At 65.4% G+C, this 19,684-nt stretch carries 20 protein-coding genes and 1 pseudogene; 15 read left to right on the forward strand and 6 right to left on the reverse strand.

What is annotated here, in order from left to right:
• Positions 1-50: 50 nt before the first annotated feature.
• On the forward strand, positions 51-1,082 hold the full coding sequence (locus tag EJ077_RS24845) for a DUF937 domain-containing protein (RefSeq protein WP_208697062.1): 1,032 nt from the start codon (positions 51-53) through the stop codon (positions 1,080-1,082).
• Positions 1,083-1,252: 170 nt separating this feature from the next.
• Here the strand turns inward: EJ077_RS24845 and EJ077_RS24850 are convergent, their stop codons facing one another.
• Positions 1,253-1,543: a DUF1127 domain-containing protein gene (locus EJ077_RS24850; RefSeq protein ID WP_208697063.1), complete on the reverse strand. Its 291-nt coding sequence runs from the start codon at positions 1,541-1,543 to the stop codon at positions 1,253-1,255.
• Positions 1,544-1,722: 179 nt separating this feature from the next.
• Here EJ077_RS24850 and EJ077_RS24855 point away from each other — a divergent pair, with 179 nt between their 5' ends.
• From EJ077_RS24855 to EJ077_RS24865, 3 genes are all read left to right on the forward strand, one after another.
• Positions 1,723-2,679: a LysR substrate-binding domain-containing protein gene (locus tag EJ077_RS24855; RefSeq protein ID WP_208697065.1), complete on the forward strand. Its 957-nt coding sequence runs from the start codon at positions 1,723-1,725 to the stop codon at positions 2,677-2,679.
• Between the two features lie 83 nt (positions 2,680-2,762).
• Positions 2,763-4,394 carry an exodeoxyribonuclease VII large subunit gene (gene xseA / locus EJ077_RS24860; protein ID WP_208697068.1) on the forward strand — a complete coding sequence of 544 codons (1,632 nt, stop codon included), beginning with the start codon at positions 2,763-2,765 and terminating at the stop codon, positions 4,392-4,394.
• A 4-nt stretch (positions 4,395-4,398) separates the two neighbouring features.
• Complete coding sequence (locus EJ077_RS24865; RefSeq protein ID WP_208697070.1) at positions 4,399-5,517, forward strand: P1 family peptidase; 1,119 nt, start codon at positions 4,399-4,401, stop codon at positions 5,515-5,517.
• 55 nt (positions 5,518-5,572) lie between these two features.
• On the opposite strand, the gene EJ077_RS24870 is transcribed toward EJ077_RS24865, so the two are convergent.
• From EJ077_RS24870 to EJ077_RS24885, 4 genes are all read right to left on the reverse strand, one after another.
• Positions 5,573-5,824, reverse strand: a complete 252-nt coding sequence (locus EJ077_RS24870; RefSeq protein WP_208697073.1) for a DUF768 domain-containing protein — start codon at positions 5,822-5,824, stop codon at positions 5,573-5,575.
• Between the two features lie 400 nt (positions 5,825-6,224).
• Positions 6,225-6,914, reverse strand: a complete 690-nt coding sequence (locus tag EJ077_RS24875; RefSeq protein WP_208697075.1) for an SDR family NAD(P)-dependent oxidoreductase — start codon at positions 6,912-6,914, stop codon at positions 6,225-6,227.
• A 57-nt stretch (positions 6,915-6,971) separates the two neighbouring features.
• The gene (locus EJ077_RS24880; RefSeq protein WP_208697077.1) at positions 6,972-7,178 is read right to left on the reverse strand and encodes a hypothetical protein; all 207 of its coding nucleotides are present in this window, start codon (positions 7,176-7,178) and stop codon (positions 6,972-6,974) included.
• Positions 7,179-7,198: 20 nt separating this feature from the next.
• Positions 7,199-8,218, reverse strand: coding sequence for an isopenicillin N synthase family dioxygenase (locus tag EJ077_RS24885; protein ID WP_208703125.1), 1,020 nt, complete (start codon positions 8,216-8,218; stop codon positions 7,199-7,201).
• A 536-nt stretch (positions 8,219-8,754) separates the two neighbouring features.
• Here EJ077_RS24885 and EJ077_RS24890 point away from each other — a divergent pair.
• From EJ077_RS24890 to EJ077_RS24940, 11 genes are all read left to right on the forward strand, one after another.
• Entirely contained in the window at positions 8,755-9,816 is a 1,062-nt protein-coding gene (locus EJ077_RS24890) for a hypothetical protein (RefSeq protein WP_208697078.1), read from the forward strand.
• 33 nt (positions 9,817-9,849) lie between these two features.
• Positions 9,850-11,142 carry a hypothetical protein gene (locus tag EJ077_RS24895; protein ID WP_135930437.1) on the forward strand — a complete coding sequence of 431 codons (1,293 nt, stop codon included), beginning with the start codon at positions 9,850-9,852 and terminating at the stop codon, positions 11,140-11,142.
• A gap of 11 nt (positions 11,143-11,153) precedes the next feature.
• On the forward strand, positions 11,154-12,914 hold the full coding sequence (locus EJ077_RS24900) for a hypothetical protein (protein ID WP_245458544.1): 1,761 nt from the start codon (positions 11,154-11,156) through the stop codon (positions 12,912-12,914).
• Positions 12,915-12,937: 23 nt separating this feature from the next.
• The gene (locus tag EJ077_RS24905; RefSeq protein ID WP_208697080.1) at positions 12,938-13,612 is read left to right on the forward strand and encodes a hypothetical protein; all 675 of its coding nucleotides are present in this window, start codon (positions 12,938-12,940) and stop codon (positions 13,610-13,612) included.
• Positions 13,613-13,650: 38 nt separating this feature from the next.
• Positions 13,651-14,754: a hypothetical protein gene (locus EJ077_RS24910; RefSeq protein ID WP_208697082.1), complete on the forward strand. Its 1,104-nt coding sequence runs from the start codon at positions 13,651-13,653 to the stop codon at positions 14,752-14,754.
• A 73-nt stretch (positions 14,755-14,827) separates the two neighbouring features.
• Positions 14,828-15,661: a hypothetical protein gene (locus EJ077_RS24915; protein ID WP_208697084.1), complete on the forward strand. Its 834-nt coding sequence runs from the start codon at positions 14,828-14,830 to the stop codon at positions 15,659-15,661.
• Positions 15,658-16,692: a DUF4438 domain-containing protein gene (locus EJ077_RS24920; protein WP_208697086.1), complete on the forward strand. Its 1,035-nt coding sequence runs from the start codon at positions 15,658-15,660 to the stop codon at positions 16,690-16,692. The genes EJ077_RS24915 and EJ077_RS24920 overlap by 4 nt, the downstream gene beginning before the upstream one ends.
• 47 nt (positions 16,693-16,739) lie before the next feature.
• Positions 16,740-17,444 (forward strand): hypothetical protein, encoded by a 705-nt coding sequence (locus EJ077_RS24925; protein WP_208697088.1) that lies wholly within the window; start codon positions 16,740-16,742, stop codon positions 17,442-17,444.
• Between the two features lie 16 nt (positions 17,445-17,460).
• Positions 17,461-17,811 (forward strand): hypothetical protein, encoded by a 351-nt coding sequence (locus EJ077_RS24930; RefSeq protein WP_208697089.1) that lies wholly within the window; start codon positions 17,461-17,463, stop codon positions 17,809-17,811.
• Positions 17,808-18,623: a trypsin-like serine peptidase gene (locus tag EJ077_RS24935; protein WP_208697090.1), complete on the forward strand. Its 816-nt coding sequence runs from the start codon at positions 17,808-17,810 to the stop codon at positions 18,621-18,623. Before EJ077_RS24930 ends, EJ077_RS24935 begins: the two co-directional genes overlap by 4 nt.
• Before the next feature lie 178 nt (positions 18,624-18,801).
• A complete protein-coding gene (locus EJ077_RS24940; protein WP_208697091.1) occupies positions 18,802-19,290 on the forward strand; it encodes a helix-turn-helix transcriptional regulator in 489 nt (162 codons plus the stop codon).
• A gap of 54 nt (positions 19,291-19,344) precedes the next feature.
• Here the strand turns inward: EJ077_RS24940 and EJ077_RS24945 are convergent.
• Positions 19,345-19,656: pseudogene (locus tag EJ077_RS24945) on the reverse strand (hypothetical protein); the annotation flags it as partial.
• Positions 19,657-19,684 lie beyond the last annotated feature (28 nt).

Here is a 19,684-nt window from a genome sequence, read left to right on the forward strand (position 1 = left end):
GCGTTGAAACGAATTAGGCTCTCTTCGAGGATTTCCCGGAGGAGAAGCCGATGCCTACCTTGTTCGACATGCTGACGCAGGCCCAGAACGGCAACGGCATGCAGGCGCTAGCCCAACAATACGGGCTTTCGCTGCAGCAGACACAGGCGGCGGTCGCCGCACTGCTGCCGGCCTTTTCACAAGGATTGCAGCGCAACACCGCCGATCCCTATGGGCTCGGCGCCTTCATGACGGCGATGGCAAGCGGCCAGCACGCCAAGTATTTCGAGGACGCGACGCGCGCTTTCTCACCGCAAGGCGTCGATGAGGGCAACGGCATTCTGGGCCATCTGTTCGGTTCGAAGGATTTGTCGCGCGCCGTGGCCAGCCAGGCGGCGCAGGCGAGCGGCGTCAGCCAGCAGGTGCTGCAGCAGATGCTGCCCGCGATCGCCTCGATGGTAATGGGCGGGCTGTTCAAGCAGACGACAAGCCAGATGCAGGCAGCGGCTGGTCTTGGTGGCGGCGGCAACAATCCACTGGGCGAGATCATCGAGCAGATGATGCGGCAAGGCGGCATGCAGGCGCCGGCGCCACAACAGCGCCAGGCACCCCCGCCTCAGAATCCCATGGACAACCCGCTCGGCAAGATCTTGCAGGACATGTTCGGCGGCGGCTCACCGCAACCACAAAGCCAGCCCCGGCCGGCGCCGAATCCCTATGGCGACAATCCGCTCGGCAAGGTGCTGCAGGACATGTTCGGCGGCGGCGCGGCGCAGCAACCACAAAGCCGACCCCAGCCCCAGCAAACACAGAGCCCCTACGGCGACAACCCGCTGGGGAAAATCTTCGAGGAGATGCTGCGGCAAGGCGGAGGCGGCGGCTTCGGGATGCCCGGCGGGCAGCCGACGCCGCAACCTCAAGCGCCGCAGCCGCAGCCGCGCCAGGCACCACAGCCGCAGGCCAATCCGAGCGGCCGGCCAAGGAACCCGTTCGACGACATTTTCGGCAAGATGTTCGAGACCGGCGCCCAGCAGCGTGACGACTACCAGAAGGGCGTGGAAACGATCTTCGACCAGTTCAAGCGGGATATGGACCGGCGATAGGCGTCAGGCCAACGCTATTTCCCGGCAAGCTAGAAAAGAAAAGCCCGGTCCTTGGGAGGACCGGGCAGCGTGCAGGCAGGCCGGCGGGGAACCGGCAGGGAGTGGGGAGCCTGCATGAACCTTGGTCGCGCTGAACCGCAAAAGGTTCAACAAGACCCAAACTGAACCAATCACGCTACCTTGCGGGCGATATCCTCGATCGTTTCCACGCGGTCGCTGGCGATCTCACGCAGGATTGCCGTCGGATCGCGGCCGAACGGCACGTCGATCGCGACATGCAGGTCGGCGCGCGTCAGGCCGATATCGGCGAGTTCGGCATCCGACATCTCGCCCAGGCGGTAGAAGGCACGGCGGTTTTTCCAGGCGCGGTAGATATTGAAGGCGGCGTTGGCCACGCGCATCGCAACGGCCGGACGCGAGGTGATGCGCGAGGTCTCGGTGGCGAAATCGATCGTGGTCATGTCAGTCTCTCCTTCGGAGTCGAGCGGACGAAACCGGGCGATCGGCGCTGGCGACAGCAGCCGTTCCGGCCTCGATTCACATGCCTTCATGTGGACAATGCCAATTTGCCATCGACCGATTGATTAATCCAACGAATGTTTTTAATCTTTGGCATCAACACTAGTGATGGATCATGTCGATGAAAGCGCCGCTCGATCTCGATCAATTGCAGACCTTCATCTCGATCGCCGATACCGGCAGCTTCACGCGCGCAGCGGAAGAAGTGCACCGGACCCAGTCGGCGGTGTCGATGCAGATGCGCCGACTGGAGGAGCGGATCGGCAAGCCGCTGTTCGAGAAGGAGGGGCGCACCAACAGGCTGACGGAGGAAGGCGACAAGCTGCTCTCCTACGCAAGGCGGCTGCTTTATCTCAATCGCGAGACGCTCGCCGCCTTCGACGACCAGCGGCTCGAAGGCACGATCCGCATCGGCACGCCGGACGACTATGCAGATCGTTTCCTGCCGGAAATCATGGCACGTTTCACCCGCTCCAATCCGCGCGTCGAACTGACCGTCATCTGCGAGCCGACGCCGGGACTGGTCGAACACATCAAGCGCGGCAATCTCGACCTGGCGCTGGTGACGCACAATGATGTGCGCGGCCAGTCGGAAGTCGTGCGACGTGAGCCGCTGCTGTGGGTATCCTCAGCCAACCACGCAACGCACGAGCAGGAAACGCTGCCGATGGCCTTCGGCCGGCCGAACTGCATCTGGCGGCGCGCCGCCGTCGACGTGCTGGATCAGCAGAACCGCGACTACCGCATCCTGTTCACCAGCTTCTCGGCGACCGTGATCACCGCCGCCGTGCTGTCCGGCCTGGCGGTCTCGGTGCTGCCGGAATGCGCGCTCAGGCCTGGCATGCGGGTGCTGGGCGAGGCCGACGGCTTCGGCACCCTGCCCGATTGCCGCATCGGCATCATGCGCGGCCAGACCTCGCGGCCCGAGATCGTCGATGCGCTTGCCCGCCACATCTCGGAAAGCCTGGACAACATCTCGGTGCCGCTCGTCGAAGAGGCCGGGACGTTCGATTTCGCGGCACTAGCCTACGCCAAGATCAGGCGGACCAAGGCGAACCAGATCCTGCCGGGCTGGTGAGAGGATCGGGCGAATGCTGACCACGAGCGCCGGTCCCGTCACGACGCCTTGACGTCGACGGCCAACCAGCCCCCAATCGGCCAATGAGCGAAGCAGCATCCGAATCACGCACCAACGCCACCGAATACACGGTGAGCGAGATTTCCGGCGCGCTGAAGCGCACGGTGGAAGACGTCTTCGGCAATGTGCGGGTGCGCGGCGAAATCTCCGGCTATCGCGGGCCGCATTCCTCTGGTCATGCCTATTTCGCGCTGAAGGACGATCGCGCCCGGCTCGACGCCGTGGTGTGGAAAGGCACGATGAGCCGGCTGAAATTCCGCCCCGAGGAAGGGATGGAGGTGATCGCCACCGGCAAGCTCACCACCTATCCCGGCAAGTCCAACTACCAGATCGTCATCGACAATCTGGAACCGGCCGGCGCCGGGGCGCTGATGGCGCTGCTCGAGGAGCGCAAGCGCCGGCTGCAGGCGGAAGGGCTTTTCGATGCGGGCCGCAAACGCCGGCTGCCCTTCATGCCCCGCGTCATCGGCGTCGTCACCTCGCCGACCGGCTCGGTCATCCGTGACATCATCCACCGCATCAAGGACCGCTTTCCGCTGCATGTGCTGGTCTGGCCGGTGCGCGTGCAGGGCGACACGGCGAGTGCGGAAGTGACCAATGCCGTTACCGGCTTCAACGCGCTGGCATGGGACAGCCCTATCCAGCGTCCCGATCTCTTGATCGTCGCGCGCGGTGGCGGCAGCCTGGAAGATCTGTGGGGCTTCAACGACGAGGCACTCGCCCGCGCCGTCGCCGCCTCAGACATTCCGGTGATTTCGGCCGTCGGGCACGAAACCGACTGGACGCTGATCGACCTTGTCGCCGATGTGCGGGCGCCGACACCGACCGGCGCCGCCGAAATCGCGGTGCCGGTGAAGGCGGACCTCGAAGCGACGCTGGCGAGCCTCGGCGCGCGGCTCAAGGCCGCCGTGCTGCGCAATTTCGAGCGCAAGCGGCAAGCGGCCCGTGCGGCCGCGCGGGCACTGCCCTCGCCCGATCAATTGCTGGCGCTGCCGCGCCGGCGCCTCGATGACGCAACATCGAGGCTCGGCCGCGGCCTCATGGTCTCCACCGAACGAAAACGGGCGCGTTTCTTCGCGGTGAAGTTGAACCCGGCGATGCTGTCGCAGAGGATCGCCGAGGCACGGCGCCACAACGACCGCAACCTTTTGCGGGCGCAGGCGGGGCTACGCGGGCTGGCCAGAGCCCGGCGCGCGGAACTGAACCGCGCGGCCGATCAGTTGCCAAAATGCGCGAAGGCATCGCTTCATCGACACAGGCAACAACTGGTCCTCCTGCAAAGCCGCATCACGATCGAGCCGACCGCGCGGCGCCAGCGCGTACAAAGGGATTTGCTGACGGCCTTGACGCGACGTGGCGGCCAAGCGGTGCTGATCAGGCTGGAACGTTTGCGCAGCCGTATTGGTCAGGCCGACAGGCTGATGGCGACGCTGTCACACAAGGCCGTGCTGGCGCGCGGCTTCGCGCTGGTGAAGGACGCCGACGGTGGCGTCGTCAAGCAGGCGGCCGACGTGGCGTCAGGCATGGCGCTTTCGCTGGAGTTCGCCGATGGTACGGCGGATGCGGTGGCAACCAGTGGCGCGGCGCGGCCAAAGTCGGTCACCAGGCCAGCGGCAAAGGCCAAGGAACCCGGCAATCAGGGATCCCTGTTCTAACGACATGACCGACAATCCACACCATCTGGCAACACCATCGGGCAAGCCGCGCGCACGAAGCTTCGCCATCCGTTTCGACGGAAAGCCGGGGCCGTTCAATGCGATCACCGACGTGCACGGCGTCGCCGTCGGCTATGCGACGCTGATTTCAGGCGATGGTCCGCTTGTCGTCGGCCGGGGACCGGTGCGCACCGGCGTCACCGCCATCCTGCCCAGGCCTCGCGCCGAGCTGGCGACGCCGGTCTTCGCCGGCATCTTCAGCCAGAACGGCAATGGCGAGCTGACCGGCTCGCACATCATTGAGGAAACCGGCGCTTTCAACTTCCCGATCACCATCACCAACACGCATTCCTGCGGTGTTTCGCGTGACGGCACGCTGCGCTGGATGAACCGGGTGCTGCCGGCCGCGATCGACAGCGCCTGGGGTTTGCCGGTGGCGGCGGAGACCTATGACGGGTTTCTCAACGACATCAACGGCCACCATCTGACATCGGAGCATGTCGCCGAGGCGCTCGACGGCGCAGCCGGCGGACCGATCGAGGAAGGCAGCGTCGGCGGCGGCACCGGCATGATCACCTTCGGCTTCAAGGCAGGTTCGGGCACGGCATCGCGCATCGTCGCATGGCAGGGACGCACCTACACGGTCGGCGCTTTCGTGCAGTCGAATTTCGGCAAGCGGCACAATTTCACCATTCGTGGCTGGCGCGCCGATCTCGAACTCACCGAACCGGCGATCCGCGAAGCCACGTCGCGCGCGGAAAAGGGCTCGATCATCGCCGTCATCGCCACCGACGCGCCGTTCCTGCCGCACCAGATGAGGCGGCTGGCACGGCGTGTGCCGCTCGGCGTCGCCATGACCGGCGGCTTCGGCTATCACAGTTCGGGCGACATCTTCCTCGCCTTCTCGACAGCCAATCCCGCCGCGGCGCTGGCGCCGTCAGGCCACATCGCCAGCGCCGATTTCATTCCCGACGCGGACATCGACCCGTTCTTCGACGCGGTGATCCAGGCGGTGGAGGAATCGATCCTCAACGCCCTGGTCGCCAATGACGACATGACCGGCCGCGACGGCAATTTCGTGCCGGCGCTGCCAAAGGCGTGGCTGAAAGAAAAGTTCGGCTGAGACGAAAACGCGGGCCGAACGGCCCGCGCTTTCAGACAGGGTTGTCCCTGAAAATCTATTCCGCGGCCTTGCTGGGGGCCTGCTGGTTTTCGTCCGCCTCGGCCGCTTCCTCGAGCCGGGAAGCGATCAATTCCTGAATGTCGCCAACTTCCTCCTGGATGTCCTCCAGCGGTATACCGACCTCGGCCGCTTTGGCGGCACATTCGCGGGCCAATGTCTCAGCCTGCTTCTCTATCCTCGCATGGGACTGGCAATGGACCTTTTCACCGATCCATCCCCGCAAGAACTCGATCGCATGTTCACTCATACTGCTTTTCCCTGGCGGCAAAGCCGGTTGGTAATCATAAACGTCGGCATCCCGCAAAGGATGCATGCTCCCATTCCAGCCGAGTCGCGGCCAGCCGGCAAGTCAATGCCGTCCAGGGTCCACAGAGCCGAAGGAAATCGAGGGGTGAAGAACATTTTCTGATTCTGAGGGACTGTACCGTTGGCGGGATCTGCCCGCTCCGAGCTATTGCTTCTACCTGTTACGGCTTCCAGTCCGTTTCGTATCTCAATGGCTGTCGCTGCAGCCGCCTTATGACGTTACGCTTCAAGGCGCGAGCCATCGAAGCCGCCGCTATATAGTGACATCCTCATGCGATGTCGACTCTCCTCAAGGCCTGTGCACACGAGCCATGCAAAGGTCGCATGGATCGCTGATGCGGTCAGAAGTTTTCGATCCATGGCCTGAGCTCCATTTCCCAGGTCCAGGCGCTGCGGTGCTGGCGGTGGATGGAGAGATAGGCCGCGGCGATCGCATCCGGCGACAGCCGGCGGTCCTGCGGCCCGGGCTCCTGTCCGGACGCGGCCGAGGCGATGGCCCCATCGATGATGAAATGCGCGACGTGAATGTTCTTGGGCGCCAGTTCACGGGCCATGGATTGCGCCAGCCCGCGCAATCCGAATTTGGGCATCGCAAAGCCGGCAGACCCGGCGAACCCCTTCACGCTTGCCGTCGCGCCGGTGAAAAGGATCGACCCCGAGCCCAAGGCCAGCATCCGGCGGGCCGCCTGCTGAGCCACCAAGAACCCACCATAGGCCCCGACCAGGAGCGCCTGACGGACCGCCTCGGGATCAAGCTCTGCTATCGGGCCGCGAGCGCGGCCGCTGGCGTTGAAAACCACGAGGGAAAGCGGACCAGCCTTGTCGGCGACATCAAACAGCTGCTCCACCGAGGCCGGATCCGAGACATCCGTCGCCACCGCTTGCGCGCCGGTTTGCGCCTGCAATGCACCGAGCTTCTCGATATTTCGGGCGGCCAGGACGATTTGGAATCCTTCCCTGCCGAGAAGACGCGCGAGCGATGCGCTCAATCCCGAGCCCGCCCCGGCAATGACGGCGACACTGGATGTCATGAGACCTCTCCTTCTTCCACTGATTGCAACGGTTGGCGCATGCCGAAGTCTGCCGGATCAATGCCGCACCGGCAACGCGCAAAGCGGAAAGAAAAATGGCCGGGCGCGAAACGGCCCGGCCAAAAGAAGGTCATAACCTTCAGAGGGAACACCGTTCAGCGAAATGGGAGGAAAACACCGAACGGATTTTTCTCTTTTGAACCGATCTTCACGCGGATACGACGAACGATTTTCCAAAATCAGCCAGGACTGCGAAAAATCCATTCGTTCCTGTGTCAACTGGCTCAACCCGCTCCGGTTTCCGGCTCAAGCAGGTCGGCATAATGCCGGCGCGCGACGTCAGGGTACGAGCGCAGCCGGCTTTTCAGCACATTGGTTCCGACATCGCGAAACAGCGGATTGTCCGGATCGCTGGCCGGCCCGCGCGCCTGCGTCGCCAATTCCTCGGGGAGTTCGAGCAGCGGTATCGTCGCATCGAGTTTGGCGCTGAAGAAGAACGGCACCGAAATGCGTTCAATGCCGGCGGGCGGCGTCACGACGCGATGCACGGTCGCACGCAAATAGCCGTTCGAGGCCAGCTCGAGCAATTCACCGATGTTGACGACGAGCGTGCCGGGAATGGGGTCCACGTCCACCCAGCTGCCATCATAGTCGACCTGCAGCCCCTTATTGTCATCCTGAAGCAACAGCGTCAGGAAACCGCCATCCTTGTGCGCGCCGACACCTTGATCACCGCCGGTCGCCTCACGGCCCGGATAGCGCACGATCTTCATGCGGTGGTTTGGCTGCTCACGGTAGATCGGGTCGAAGGCATCCTCTGGCTGATCGAGCGACAGCGCGAAGGCTTTCAAGAGCCTGATGGCCACCCCTGTTGCCTTGGCCTGCCATGCCAGCAAGACGGGTTTGAGTTCTGGCAACGCAGCCGGCCACTGGTTCGGCCCCTGCAGCCGCGTCCAGGCGGGAATTCCGGGGCCTTGCGCTATGGGCTGGCGCTCGACGCCGATATCGAGCTGTTCGCGCCAGTCGGCCTTGCCCTTGGTCAGCTCGCCGCCGGCGCGCGTATAGCCGCGGAACTGCGAGGACTTGACCATCTCGATCGCGAGCTTGTCGGCCTCGGCCAAGGCAAAGAAGCGGCGGGACGCGGTGAGCACCTCGCTGATCTCGGCCCAGGAGATCCCGTGTCCGGCCAGGTAGAAAAAGCCGATGTCGCGCGAGGCGGAGCGGAGATCCGCCAGAAATGTCCTTCGTTCCGATGCGCCTTGCTCAAACCGGCTCAAATCGAGCACGGGTACTATTCTGGGCATATCAGGCTCCTTACCGGTTTCTTTCCGCCGCCAATGCCTACAAGTCTCATCGACTCCCCCTTGCGGGAAAGAAACGATTGGCCCTTCAAAAGCCATCGCGACGAATAATTTTCCACGCCGCGCAGGCGACATGATGATGATCGTGATCACGGCAGGAGATATGGCCGAACTGAGAAGCATGTTGCGTTGCCGTAAAGACGAGGAAGACTTCCCAACCTTATGGCGAGCCTGGCCGGCGACGGCGGCTTTCAGCATGCCGCGAAGTATTTATGGGCCTTTCTCCAATTTTTGGCGCTTCACGTCAGATATCATCCGTAAATCCGGTTATAATAAATTATAGTAAAATAATACTCGCAATATATTTGTTTTAAGCACAAAATTCCGTACCTGAATAGTCGCCGATACTGACGACCATCTTCGGGCTACCCAGTCCTGCCGACTTGAGGGCGATCACTTCAGGGGGACTATCCCCACCGGCGTTAATCGCTTTGGTCCCGCTCTCCTGAGGGGCCGATCGCTCAAGAGGAGATCTCGAGATGGACGGGTATGACGAATCGATGTTCGACGACCTAGCCTTTGATGAAGCGGAAGGCCCCGCCGACAGCTATGACGAATTCGACGAAATGGACGAAGGCGACGGCTTCGAAGGTGCCGATGAAGGCGACGAGGGCGACGAGTATGACGCGGGCGACGAGTACGAGGCTTCGAGCTTCGACGAGATGGACGCCGGCGACGAATTCGATGAAGGCGACGACTTCGACGAGAGCGACGATTTCGACGAGGGCGACGATGACGGCTGGGACCAGGCGCTGGGCTTCGCGCTCGCGGCTGAAGACAGCGACGAGTTCTTCCGGCGCATCGCCCGCGGCATACGCGGCGCCGTGCGCACCGTGCGGCGTGCCGCTCCCACCATCGGCCGCATCGCCCGCGCCGTGGCGCCGGTTGCCAGCCTCATCCCAGGCTACGGCACGGCAATTGGCGGCGTCGCCAATGTCATCGGCCAGTTGATGGCGGACGAAGCCTCCGAGGACGAAGCGCTCGATGCCTTCGCCGAGCTCGCCGTGCGCAATCGCGCCGCCATCCCGCTGGTCGCGGGGCTCGCCGCCAGACGCGTGCTCGGCCCCGCCGCCGCCCGCATGCCGGCGGCCGCCCGCATCCAGGCGGTGCGCACCGTGCGCCGCGCCGCCACCCAGCTCGTCAACCGTGGCGGGCCGGCCGCGATCCGCGCCTTGCCGCGCATCGCCAACAGCGTGCGCCGCACAGCGGTCACCCGCCGCACCCCGGCTTCCGTGCGGCCAATGGTGCTGGCGCGCACCGCGCGCCGTGTCGCGGCACGCGGGCATGGCTTGCGCCGGCAGCTGACGCAGCCCTTGCAGAGAGGCCGGCGAATCGTGCGCCGCACGGCCGCGGCGGTCCGCTCCGGCATGGCTCCGGCACGCATCCTGGCGCGCGCCGCCGGGCGGGCGCTCGGGGGAATGGGCGGCATTGGCGGTTGGACCGGTGGGTATGCACCGGGCTATGGCCAGGGCCAGGGTTCCGGGCGCCGGCGGCGCATCGTCATCCGCGGTCCGGTCAGCATCACCATCCGGCCCAACTGAAACCCTCTCGGTGCAACCAGAAGGATCGTGGCGATGCGCACGGGTTCTTCGACCAGGCGGTTCCTGGACACCAAGTTGCGGGCGCTGAAGGCGCGCGCGCAGCGCCTGAACCGGCTGACGCCGCGGCGCATCGGGCTGCGTCCCGAAGACCTGCCCTATGCGCCGTCGCGAGCCCATTTCCACGCCGCCAACCGGCGGCTGGCCGCCATCGGCAACGCCATCAATCGGCAGATCGCCGTGATCGAACGCGGCTGGCCGCCGGCAACGGCGCAGGCGGCACTCACCCAGATGGCGTTGCTCGACCGCAGCATCGACCGGCTGCGCCGCAGCTTCGGCATGTTCTTCGAGGTGATGTCGCAGCGCGGTTCGGGTTTCGCGCCGGCGCTCGCCGCCCATGACGCGATCGCGATGGACTGTTATACCGTCGTCCGCGCGGCCTTGCCCGGCGTCTTCGCCGGCCCGCTGCTGAAGCCGCTGACCTACATGGAACACGGCTATTCGCCGGCAACGCAGCGTCGTGGCGTGGCGCTGGCACGGCTCCTCGGCGACAGCAATCCGTTCCCTGTGATCCGCGTCCCTTGGGACCGCGACAATCCCTGGCAATCAGTGTTCCTGCATGAGGTCGCGCATAATCTGCAGGCCGATATGGGCTTGTGGCAGGAGAACGCGCAGGCGGTCGGCAACCGGCTAGCCTCGATGCGCTTCGATCCGCTCGTGGTGACCATCCTGCGCCGCTGGCACAAGGAGATTTTCGCCGATCTGGCGGCGCTGCTGCTCGGCGGCACGGCGTCGGTCTGGGGCATGATGGAGTTCCTCGCCCATCCCGGCGCGCGCGCCTTGACCTATCGCCCCGGCGGCGCCCATCCGACCGGCTGGATCCGGGTCCTGATCCTGACCGAAATGCTGCGCCGCATGGGCTTCGCGGCCGAGGCGGCGCGCGCGGAACGCGTCTGGCGCGCGCTCTACAATCCGTCGCGCGGCCACAGGCTGCCTCCGGTGCTGCTTGCGTCGGTGCCGCGCCTCATCCCGGCGGTGGTCGACGAGATCGCCTACCAGCCTCGGCGGGGGCTGGGCCAGCACGCGCTGGCCGATGCCATTCCATTCACGCGCGCCGACGAAGCCCGCATCCGGCGCGGCGGAATCCAGATCGCGGCGGGGCGAGTACCCGACCTGCCGCCACGCTTTCTTGTGTCGGCCAGCCGTTTCGCGCTGGAGGCCGGCGCCGAACCGGACGCCATTGCCAAGCTCGTCATCAGGAACCTGGCCCAGCGCCAGGCAAACCGACGACCCGCCGCGCAACCGTCCCCAGCCGCACTCGTTGCATGAGGTGAGATGTCATGGCCGACCTGTTTACAACCGCCGCCAGCCCGGTCTCGAAATTTCGGTCGCCCGCCACGGTCGCCGTCGACAATCTGCTGCGCAAGACGCTGCGCGTCAGTGATCCGCGCGATCCCGACCAGATGGCCAACGCGCTGCTGAACTTCTACCCGCAGGAAGCGGACAGGGACCGCCGCGAACGCGCCGGCCTGCCCTATTCAAGCGTGCCCGATTATGTGCCGCAGGTGCGGAACACGGGCCCGTCCTCGGTCGAAATGGCCCAGGCGCAGGACGATCTCGAGCGCGACCTGCAGACGCTTTCGACCTCCTCGCCGCTGAAGGACATCCGCATCGAGATGATTGGCTGGGGCCGCTCGATCCGGCAGCTCGCCAATGACGGGCTGGCCGCCGCGCGCCTTTCGCTGGATTCGGTCAACCACGACCGCGCCATGTCGGCGCGCCGCCAGCTCGGCGAGTATTCGCGCCTGGCGCGCTATGTCGGCACGCTGACCGATGGCAGCGCCATCCTGTTCCGGCGCTTTGCCCAGAGCTGCGACGTGCTGGCCGGGCTGATCCTCGTCGCCATCGGCGAGGGGCTAGCGTCCAACGGCATCACACGCAGCACCTCGATCATGCGTTCGGCGGCCGGTGAACTGCAGGCGCGCCGCAACGCCGTCATCATGGCGCTGCGCAGCCTGACCGGCTCGGTCGAAAGCGCGCTTGGCCAGGAGGACTGGCCGCGCGGCATCGAAGCCTACCGCAATCTGGTCCTGCAACTGGAAGCCGGCGGCCAGGCGGACCTGCGTGCCCTTCTGGAAGAGAACGCGCTGTCGCAGGCGATGGACGACCTGGTCGACCTCTCGACCGGGGCAAGCGTCGAGAGCCTGCGTGAACTGTCGACCGCGTCGGCGATGCTGGTTCACCGCTTCCAGCGCCTGATCCAGTTCGGCCAGAGCATTCCGGTTCCGATCGACGTGCCGATCACATCGGGACCACCGGAATCGCCGCCGCTGGTGGCGTTCGTCTCCAGCCTGCAGCTCTTCGTCGATGCCTTCGTCGCCAAGGGCAGCTCGCGGCTGCTCTATGTCGCGCGCCCGCCAATCATCGTCTACGGCCTCTATGGCGCCGGCGGCCCCGACCAGGGCGCCGTCCGGCTGATGAACCTGACCATCGCGCGCGGTTTCCTGCTCGAGCAGGTCGACTGCTTCGCCGGCTGCGGCTGCGACGACGACGAGATCAGCTGCCAGGTGCTCCTGGATTACATGCTGTTCCTGCTCGACCGGGCGATCGATCTCTATGCGGTCGGCATCGATCCGGACGGCCTCGGTGAACAGGAGAGACGGGCGACCGCCGTCGGCCTCGCCGTCGGCGCGGTGCTGGACCTGACCGACCAGGTGGCGAACCCCGGCGTGCTGCTGTGTGAATTCAGCGACAAGCTGAAGACCAAGCTCGCCACCATCTCCGGCGAGTTGCTCGACCCGTTCGGTGGCGCTGGCGCCTGGGACCCCGGTCTCAAGGCCCTTATGGTGCGTGAGCTGCGCACCTTCTACCAGGCCGAGGAGCAGACCGAGCGCCTGGTGCGATCGCTGACCCAGCAATGCGATTTCAACGTCTTCAACTTCCGCAACAACCAGTCGCTGATCCGCTGGATGATCCGCACGATCCTGCAGAACACGTTCAACCAGGGTACCAACCTGCCGAGCCCGGTCCAGATGCCGTCGCCGATCGCGAGCTCGATGGCAAGCATGGGTCAGAACCGTCCCGACTACTGGTCGGCCTGAGCAGGCATGAGAGGAGCAGGACAATGGCTGCGAAAATTCCGTTTCCCTATCATCCGGCCAACAAGTTCCACGCCGGGGTCAAGGCTCGCTTCGAAGTGGAGTCCCAGACGCCGCAATCGATCGACCTGTTGACCAAACAGGTCGATACCGGCAGCCAGGAAACCCAAAAGGCCATCGTCGACGTTGCCAAGGCGATCAGGAGATATCCCGACGGAGACCAGTCGAAGACCTTCGAACGGCTGACCGCCGCGATGGAGACCATCGCCACCGCGCTGCAGAACCAGCCCAAGGGTAGCGAGATCGACAAGAAGCTTGGCGACATCGGCAAGGCGATCGACAGGTTTGACGAAACGGTGCGGTCGTTTGGCCTGCGCGACAGGGATAATGTCACGGCACTCTACGCGGCTGCAGTCGACACGACGGGCGACATCGTTGGTCGCACCAATGCGGGCCAATGGCTCATCCGGGCGGAATTCCCGTCGCTGCAGGCTATCGTCAAGTTTCAGAAGACCAAGCCGCAGGACGAACGGCGCAGCGAGTTCGTCAAGCGCGTGCGCGCTGTCGAGCCCGTCCCACCAGGCCTTCCCGCGACGATCACCGACAGCGAGCTGGCGCGCTTCTTCGACCTGGTGCCGGCCGTGATGAGCGCCATCAATGCCAGTCAGGACGCTGGCTCCAGCGAGCCGCCCAAAGCCTGAAACCGTGAGCCGCCAATTCGAGCAACATGAGGTCTGTTATGGCTAGCGAATCCAATGAGGTCATCCAAAGGCTGTTCCAGCGCTTCTTCAGGGACGAGCTGCCCGGATTGTCGCCGGCGGACCGCGCCGCTTTCGAGAGCGAGTTCGAGGGCCGCTACGGTGAACTGCTCGATCGCTCGTCCAGTGCGACGACAACGAGCTTTGCGGATCTGGTGGGCTTCGGCGACGGGCCGCTCAAGCCGTTCGACGCGCTGCAGATGCCGTTGCTGCGCAACGACTTCGACGAATCCATCATTCCGCCGCAGCTGCAGGCCTCGGCAGAACTCTATTACATCTACCAGATGGACCGCATGAAGCTGTTCCAGGTCGTCGATGTGCTGCGCCGGCTGTTCCAGAACGGCCAGATCCGCATCCAGCGCGGCCCCGGCGCACGCGGGCTCTACATCCTCGAGAAGTGGCGGCCGATTCGTTACAAGCGCCGCGACCGGCTGATCGCCTATCGCCGCGTCTTCAACTATGGCCGCGCGCCGGTGCCTTCGGGCGCGATCGTCAACCGCAGCTTCCACTTCATGTTGGTCGCCTTCATGAACGCGATGTCGCAATATTTCCAGGATCTGACCATCGGCCAGGTCATCCGCGGCAGCTCGTCCATCAATGACCGGCCGTTCGCGGCGCTCGCAACGGTGCAGCGTGTCGGTACCGACCTGCGCTACCATCTCGACCGTTCGAGCTATGGCAACATCCTGGCGCTGACCCGTGAAACCGGCCAGTACGTGCAGCAAATCTTCGAACTGTTCGACGCGCCCGACATCAAGAAGTCCTTCGACGCCAACACCAAATGGGACGTCATCGAAGCCGTCGCCAACCGGCACTTGGGCGGCGCGGCCGAGATGTCGCAGCGCGCCAAGATGGCGGATGCGGGGCGCAGGACGCTGCAATACATCGCCGAGAACGATTTCCGCACGACGATCACGCCGGCCGAGTTCGACGCCGACGCCAAGAAGATGGGCTCGCAGGCCGACGCGTGGCTCGCCGCCTACCGGCTGACGCGCGAAGGGCGCCGCTTCCCCGGCCTCGATGGCGATCGTGTGCACTGGTCGTACGGGCTCAACCGCAACACCGCCTCGCGCATCGCCGCCTAAACCGTTGCAGCTGTTCAGCATCCGGTAGAGTCGCCGGACAGCTACAACTCTTTGTTTCTGAAGGGTGTCCGCGATGGACCACCATCTGGCTCTTTCCGGGCGCTTTTCGCCCAAGCCCCCGAACATCGTCATCGATGCGCCGCTGGCGCTGTCGCCGATGGGGCTGCTGGTCACGGTGACGCTGTCGCAGTCGGCGCGGGTGTGGCTGCCGCGCGGCTTCTACACCTTGCTCGACAATGACGAGTACTACCGCCACCGGCCGGACCAGATGGGTGGCGGCTGGCTGCATCCCGATGCGCGGGACGCGACGCTCAGGGAAATGGTGCTTGAGCTCGAGCCGTGGCGCCGCGCCTGGCAGAACGGCCGGCTGTCGTCACGCGTGCACTGGGTCGGCGACGCGCAATATGAGAGCGCGCTGCCCGAGCGCGAAGGCACTGCCCTGATGCCGCGCTTCGAAGGCTGTTGTGCCGCGCTTGAAGCGCGGCTTGGCGACCTCGCCGGCACCGCAGCACCGCTCGACGAATGCGCGCGCGACGTCATTGCCCTGTCGGCCGCGCTGCAGCCCGAGAGCACCTACATCCTCACCATCGCCGGCAGCGCCGGTGCCCGGCCGCCGCTATGCGACTATCTGGAGCGGCTCGCGTTTCCGGCCACACGTCATCCGGGCGCGATCCCGGGTTGGTCTGGTCCGGCCTTCTGGCCCGCCGCCGCCCCGATCGCCGCGAGCGGCCGCAGCGCCGCCATCGTGCAGGTCGTCGCGCCGGTCATCCTGGCGCTGCCGGACGGCTGGAGCGAAACGGACTGGGCGCTGGAGGATCCAGCCGACCATGACGAGACGCCGGACGATCCCTGGCGCAATGCCTGCGCGCTCTGGTACGAGCTGGCACCAGTGGAGGCGGCGGCATGAAACCGGCCCGCCTCCACCCGGTCCACGGCCTGCGCACCAATGCGCGCGACCTGGTGATGATCAGCGTCGCGGGGCAAGTGGCTTCGCCGACAGAGAAGGGAACGCCGTGGCGCATCGGCTACGACGGCAGGCCGCGCTCGCTGCCGGGCACCGGCGGCATCGTGCTCAACCATCGCGTCGGCGACCCTTGCGTCGGGCTCGCCGGCGATCATGTCGAACCGGCGGTGTCGATCCGCAACGAGGCGCGCGCGGCAGGCGGCAGCCCTGATGCCGCCAACCAGGCGCTGCAGAGCTATTCCTGCGTCGGCAATCACGCCATCGTCACGACGGGCCGCGCCGCCGGCGCGCGCGGCGTGGTGACCGGCAAGCATGGCGGCGTCGACACGGTGCTGATCGACTTTCCGCTGCCGGCGATGCGGCAGATGGCGATCGGCGACCGCATCCAGGTCTGGGCCTATGGACTTGGCCTGCGCCTGACCGACTATCCCGACGTTGCGATCTGGAACTGCTCGCCACGGCTGCTCGCGCGCTGGCGGCCGGTGGAGCGCAACGGCCGGATCCACGTCAAGGTGACGCACCGCATTCCCGCCCGCGTCATGGGCTCTGGGCTGGGCCGCAACAATGTGCTGCGCGGCGACTACGACATCCAGATGTCCGATCCGGGCATGGTGCGCCGCTACAAGCTCGGCTCGCTGCGTTTCGGCGACATTGTCGGCATCATGGACGCCGACAACCGCTATGGTCGCTCGCGGCTGGGCGGGCATGTTTCGGTGGGTGTTATCGTGCACTCGGACAGCACCGTGGCGGGTCATGGCCCGGGTGTCGTCTCGCTGCTTTCGGCACCGGCTTCGCTATTGCAGCTTGAGCTCGATGCGAGCGCCAACATCGCCAGCTATCTCGATATCAGGCCGCCACGGCCGGCGCGGCCTTCCTTTCCGCTGCCGACGGTCGAACAGCGGGAGAGGACCGTGGCGCGGCTGCGCCGGCGGGCGACGGCGGCAGACGCAAAGGTGGATGCCGGTCCGGGTTAGCTCCGGCGGGCAAGCGGCATTGAACACAACGTAGAAAGGGAGCCGACATGTCCTATTTCGACGAACAACTTGACGCGCTGGTCGACGAGGCCGCGCAAACGGTCGGCCACCGCCGGCCGTGCGGCTGCGCGCGCTGCCGCCAACAACAGGGTTTTCGTGCCGTCGAGGTCAGGCGCCGGCATTTTCCAAGCGGCGGCTGCGGCTGCGGTTGCGGCGGCGACGCCGCCTTCGGCGAGGCAGCCGTGCGGCGCGGGCGAGCCCCGCGGCCGGCGCGCGGCCAGACCTCGGCACGGGCGCGTGGCTCGCAATTGCCGGGCTGGCGCGGCTGGACGCCGCCGGTGTCGCTGGCCGCCATCGATGCGGCGCGCGCCGCCTCCGGCAGGGGCCAAGCCGTCGATCCATTGCTGCGGCCGTTCCTGGCGCCGGGACCGCAGGTCTATCGCATCACCCGCGCCGGCATCGATCGCGACCGTCCGCTCAGCATTGGCATGACCAAAGGGACCAATTCGATCGCGCAGAGGATTATCGAACATTACCGGCAGCCGAGCCGCGCCGACCCCCGGGTCAACACCGCGATCCGCAACCTGCAACCGGGCCAAGTCCTGGTCCAGGCGGCTCGCCTGACCCGACAGGCCATGCACCCGCGCCGGGCCCGCAACTATGAGGGCTGGCTGCAGGACCGGGAGCGGCCACTGCTCTACGACCCCAACAGCACCACATTCGACGAAGCGGGGCTGATTTACGCCAACTGAACCAAGGGAGATCCCGATGCACGGGCAAGTCGCACCTCATGCAAGGTCGGTATGGGCCGACCTCGACGCCATCGTTCTTCAGGAGGTCAAGGCGCTGCGCTCAGTCCCGCCGCGCCCAATCGAGGCGTCGTTCAGCTCCGATGAGGAATTCATGGATCGCGCCACGGCCTATCTCGAGAGCCGCGGCGAGGAGGCCCATCTTCTGGTGGACCGCCTGCGCGGCATGCTCGGCCCGGCAGCGGTCGCGGACATGGCCCCGGCCGACGTGCCACGGGAGGCGGCAAACGGAGGCGGGATCTACGATGTGGCTCCGCCGGATGTCGCGCCGCCGCAAGCCGAGCCACCACAAGCCGAGCAAGACACATGACGCTGTCCTCGCCAGCGCCCTTCGAACTCGACCGTCTGGCCGACGAAGCGGATTATGCGGTGGTGGGGCCGACCGACGGCCGCGCCAGAGTCGCGCACACCAACCGCTTTCCGCACAGCGCGGTCTGCCATATCGAGCGCGACTTCGGCGACGGCAGGCTGACCGGCTGCACCGCTTTCCTGATCTCGCCGACGCGTCTGCTGACCGCCGCGCACTGCATCACCAGCCCGATCCGGCAGCGGCTTGGCCTGCCCAACCTTGCCGTGCGCATCCGGGTCACGCCGGGCCGTGCGTCCCGCGACGCGCGCCCCTTCGGCTGGCAATGGGCGAAACGCTGGCACGTCAATCCGCCCTACCGCCGTCGGCCGTCGGCGCTGCACGATGTCGGGCTGATCGAGCTTGAGCGGCCGTTCTCGCCGGCGCCGGGTTTTTTCAGGCTATGGTCGCCGAGCCGGCAGGATCTCGACAGGCTCCGGGCCTCGCGTCTGCTGCACATTTCAGGCTATCCGGCCGACAAGCCCGAGGGCACGCAGTGGGAGCATGCCGAGCGCCTCGACCGGATCACCGAGCGGCAGCTTTTCTACAGCGTCGACACCTGCCCGGGGCACAGCGGCGCGCCCGTCTGGATCCAGCGCCAGCAAGCCGGCCCGCCGGTCATCATCGCCGTTCACACCGCCGGTCCGCGCCCGCATTCGGGCGGCGCCTGGGGCTGCCGGCCGGGTGTGCCGCTGGCGCCGGCCGGGCTGTTCAACCGCGGTGTCAGGATAACGCCGGACCTGTTGCGCTCTATCAACTCCGGGTTCACAACCTGACCTGAAAATTGATGGCCCCAAATGATTTTGGGAATGCTAATATTCCGGGAAGTGTTATAGTTCGGGCCATCAATGCAGCATTCATACGGGTTGCGCCGTGGTCCGGTGGCGTGGCCGTTTGTTAAGGCGCCAGGGCTTGTGATTGTAATGAGTTTCCTGCCAACTAAGGCGTTCGGTCATGATTGGGCATGCCGAGAACTTGCAGAGGCTTTCGGAGTTCGCTGAAGAACTCTCCGCGTCACGGAATGAGCGGAACACCGATACGGACACGTCGAGCTTTGTGGTGAACGGCCATTCGCTGGTCGCCATCCGGCACCTCGAAGACGACGAGCCTGGCGGCCCGAGCGGCCATGGCGATCAGCGCCCCGTGGGCCGCATCGTATGCGCCGGAACTCACTATCTGATCTATGACGCAGTCTATGTTCCGGCAACCGGCGACACACCGCTCACGGCCGCCGATATACTGACGCGACGCGAGCTGCAGATCGCGCTGCTGATCGCCGACGGCAAGCTCGACAAGGAAATCGCACGCCAGCTCGGCATCAGCGGCTACACGGTGCGCGAACACATCAGGCGGATCTTCGCCAAGCTGAATATCGGCCGGCGCTCGGCGATCGCATCTTGCGTACTGCCCGGATGGACGGATTTTCGCCACGATGTCCGATAGATCGAGGTGCTGCCTGCGACCAGCAGGGGTGCCTTGCCTGAAGGGGTCAGCCCTGAGCATGCCGAAGAGCTCGCGCGGCTCGTCGGGGTCGGTCAGCATGTCGAGTTCCTTGTAGAGGCCGGTCGACTTCAGCTGACCCCTGACATAACGCAGCGCCGAAAAGTCCCTCTATGGCGAAGCCTACGGAATCGAACAGCGTGATCTGGATGGCATCGCGCCGGCCCTTGGTCGCGCCTGATATGACCTGCCACAGCTCGGTTACCAGGTGATCGGGCACATGCTGCTGGATCTCGCCTTCGATGGGGTCCGCTGGGGATATTCGACGAAGATGCCGAAGGCCGGCGATCGCCAGATGTCAACATCCCTTCATTGTTGACATTATTTAATGTATCTG

The organism is Mesorhizobium sp. M8A.F.Ca.ET.057.01.1.1 (assembly GCF_003952565.1).
Lineage (GTDB): Bacteria > Pseudomonadota > Alphaproteobacteria > Rhizobiales > Rhizobiaceae > Mesorhizobium.

Coding starts and splice junctions, on each gene's coding strand:
- EJ077_RS24845 (WP_208697062.1), top strand. CDS start 51: ATGCCTACCTTGTTCGACATGCTGACGCAGGCCCAGAACGGCAACGGC.
- EJ077_RS24850 (WP_208697063.1), bottom strand. CDS start 1,543: ATGACCACGATCGATTTCGCCACCGAGACCTCGCGCATCACCTCGCGT.
- EJ077_RS24855 (WP_208697065.1), top strand. CDS start 1,723: ATGAAAGCGCCGCTCGATCTCGATCAATTGCAGACCTTCATCTCGATC.
- xseA (WP_208697068.1), top strand. CDS start 2,763: ATGAGCGAAGCAGCATCCGAATCACGCACCAACGCCACCGAATACACG.
- EJ077_RS24865 (WP_208697070.1), top strand. CDS start 4,399: ATGACCGACAATCCACACCATCTGGCAACACCATCGGGCAAGCCGCGC.
- EJ077_RS24870 (WP_208697073.1), bottom strand. CDS start 5,824: ATGAGTGAACATGCGATCGAGTTCTTGCGGGGATGGATCGGTGAAAAG.
- EJ077_RS24875 (WP_208697075.1), bottom strand. CDS start 6,914: ATGACATCCAGTGTCGCCGTCATTGCCGGGGCGGGCTCGGGATTGAGC.
- EJ077_RS24880 (WP_208697077.1), bottom strand. CDS start 7,178: ATGGATTTTTCGCAGTCCTGGCTGATTTTGGAAAATCGTTCGTCGTAT.
- EJ077_RS24885 (WP_208703125.1), bottom strand. CDS start 8,218: ATGCCCAGAATAGTACCCGTGCTCGATTTGAGCCGGTTTGAGCAAGGC.
- EJ077_RS24890 (WP_208697078.1), top strand. CDS start 8,755: ATGGACGGGTATGACGAATCGATGTTCGACGACCTAGCCTTTGATGAA.
- EJ077_RS24895 (WP_135930437.1), top strand. CDS start 9,850: ATGCGCACGGGTTCTTCGACCAGGCGGTTCCTGGACACCAAGTTGCGG.
- EJ077_RS24900 (WP_245458544.1), top strand. CDS start 11,154: ATGGCCGACCTGTTTACAACCGCCGCCAGCCCGGTCTCGAAATTTCGG.
- EJ077_RS24905 (WP_208697080.1), top strand. CDS start 12,938: ATGGCTGCGAAAATTCCGTTTCCCTATCATCCGGCCAACAAGTTCCAC.
- EJ077_RS24910 (WP_208697082.1), top strand. CDS start 13,651: ATGGCTAGCGAATCCAATGAGGTCATCCAAAGGCTGTTCCAGCGCTTC.
- EJ077_RS24915 (WP_208697084.1), top strand. CDS start 14,828: ATGGACCACCATCTGGCTCTTTCCGGGCGCTTTTCGCCCAAGCCCCCG.
- EJ077_RS24920 (WP_208697086.1), top strand. CDS start 15,658: ATGAAACCGGCCCGCCTCCACCCGGTCCACGGCCTGCGCACCAATGCG.
- EJ077_RS24925 (WP_208697088.1), top strand. CDS start 16,740: ATGTCCTATTTCGACGAACAACTTGACGCGCTGGTCGACGAGGCCGCG.
- EJ077_RS24930 (WP_208697089.1), top strand. CDS start 17,461: ATGCACGGGCAAGTCGCACCTCATGCAAGGTCGGTATGGGCCGACCTC.
- EJ077_RS24935 (WP_208697090.1), top strand. CDS start 17,808: ATGACGCTGTCCTCGCCAGCGCCCTTCGAACTCGACCGTCTGGCCGAC.
- EJ077_RS24940 (WP_208697091.1), top strand. CDS start 18,802: ATGATTGGGCATGCCGAGAACTTGCAGAGGCTTTCGGAGTTCGCTGAA.